At 64.5% G+C, this 1,963-nt stretch carries 2 protein-coding genes; both read right to left on the bottom strand.

Translation table 11 applies throughout. The features are described 5' to 3' along the window. Window positions 1–1,214: TnsB C-terminal domain-containing protein (locus tag RR49_RS00150; protein ID WP_045245693.1), on the bottom strand; the 1,214-nt coding region annotated here is incomplete at its 3' end. Between the two features lie 7 nt (window positions 1,215–1,221). Next, on the bottom strand, window positions 1,222–1,818 hold the full coding sequence (locus RR49_RS00145; RefSeq protein WP_045245692.1) for a recombinase family protein: 597 nt from the start codon (window positions 1,816–1,818) through the stop codon (window positions 1,222–1,224). Window positions 1,819–1,963: the final 145 nt, after the last annotated feature.

Raw genomic sequence — 1,963 nt, 5'->3', positions numbered from 1 at the left:
GGGTGAGCTTCGTCGATGGCGGTGCAGAGAAACGTGTCGCGGTCGTAAACGCGGATCTCGGAGATGTCGCGGGGGTCGTACCGGATTGTGACGGTGTGACCGACGAACTGGGCGAGGGTTGGGGCGAGGTAGCGCTGGCCTTGGAAGTGGATGCCGTCGCGTTGAACGACCCGGTTCTTTGGAACAGTAAGGAGGAGCCCGTCGAGTTCTTGAAGGCTGTCGGGCATACGAGGCATCCAGCCGTCCGCGACCCACGCGTCTCGCGGTGAGATCCCCAGCTCGCTGTGGGTCCGGTCGTTGTAGGTGCCGATGAATTCGCTGATCGCGCGGTCGAGACCAGCGAGGTCCAGCAGGGGCGTTGGTGTTCGGCTGCCCGGTCCGAGGTGGCCAGGGAGCGTGGCCAGGAGTTCGGTGTTGATGGTTCCGAAGAACCGTTCGATCTTCCCTCGGCCCTGGGGCCGGCCGACGGTCGAGTGAATAATCCTGAAGTGCAGGGCGAGTGCGGTCTGCTCGAGGTGGTGGCTGATGAAGTCGGAGCCGTGGTCCACGTGCAGGATGTCGGGGATGCCGCACATCGCCCACGCCGGGTCAGTCTTCCGCCAGATCGCCTGCCGGAGAGCCAGGGCGGTGTTGATCGCTGAGGGTGCGCCGGTGAAGACCATGTATCCGCAGATGGCGCGGGAGTAGTCGTCCATGACCGTGGTGAGCCAGGGCCGGTCGGGTTTCCCGTTGGCGCCGACGATGAGGATGTCGAGTTCGGTGTGATCGGACTGCCATGTCTGGTTGGGGTGTTCTGCGCGGCGGCGGAACACGAGCTCGTGCTTGTCCCGGTACGAGACCGGCCCCTCAAGTGCCAGGGTGACAAGGGCCGGATCGAGTGCCTGAACGATCTGGCGAACGGTCGCGTAACTCGGCACCGGCAGTGCGTGAGCTTTCGCCTCCGCGGAGGCGAGCCGGTGCAGGGTGGCGATGCTTGGGCGTGGCCGGGTCAGCGCCAAACGTTCGATGAACGCGACCGTCTCCGATGAGGTTCGGCGGACACCCTTGTCGGTGCGAGGGTGAGGGTCGAGGGCTGCGACGCCGCCCGCGCGGTAGAGCTGGAGCCAGCGTTGCAGAGTTCGGACAGAGATCCCGGTCTCTCGAGCGAGGACGACGAGCGGGATCTGGTCTTCGACATGCAGCCGAAGAACACGCCACCGCTCCGCCGCATCCACGAGCCACCTACACGGTGGCGCTCTCGCGAGCCGCGAGGGCCTGTTGGTGACGGTACAGAGTCGCCCGGCTCCACCCAACGAGTTTCGCCGCCTCCTTCGCCGTGCGGCCTTTCGCCCTGGCCTCGGCGACGAGCTTGAGCTTGTCAGCAACGACGACGGGATCTGACAGGGGCCGGCCGAACTTGGTTCCGCCTTGCCGGGCTGCGGTGATCCCGGCGTTGACGCGTTCTGTGATCAGTTCGCGTTCGTACTCGGCCAAAGTGGCGAGCATGTTCAACATCAACCGGCCCGAGGTCGTCGAGGGGTCGATCCCATCCGAGATGCTTTTCACCTGCACGTCCTGCTCTCGGAGCAGCTTCACCGTGTTGAGCACATCGATCAGGGACCGTCCAAGCCGATCGACCCGCCAGACGACGACGGTGTCGCCGGGCTTGGTGTACTCAAGGAGCTTCTTCATCCCTGGGCGCGAGATCGCGGTCCGGCTGCCCGAGGTGACGTCGGCAAAAATGTCCCGCTCTTGGACGCCGGACTTGACGAGCGCATCGACTTGCAGTTTCGCGTCTTGGCTTCTGGTGCTGACCCGTGTGTACCCGAGATGTCTCACCGGGCCATTCTGCCTCAACAACTGCTAGCAGCGGCGGAGAAAAGACACTTTGCGGTAAGACATGTTTCCGAGACGCATCGCGCCCCGGAAATCCGCCACTCCTTCCCGCGGTCCGGGAGAGGGTTTGCGTGCCTCGGAAAGCTTT

Source organism: Microbacterium ginsengisoli, assembly GCF_000956535.1.
GTDB classification, from domain to species: Bacteria; Actinomycetota; Actinomycetes; order Actinomycetales; family Microbacteriaceae; genus Microbacterium; species Microbacterium ginsengisoli.
The sequence above is the reverse complement of the archived record's forward strand: the minus strand, read 5'-3'. Positions and strand labels throughout refer to the sequence as shown.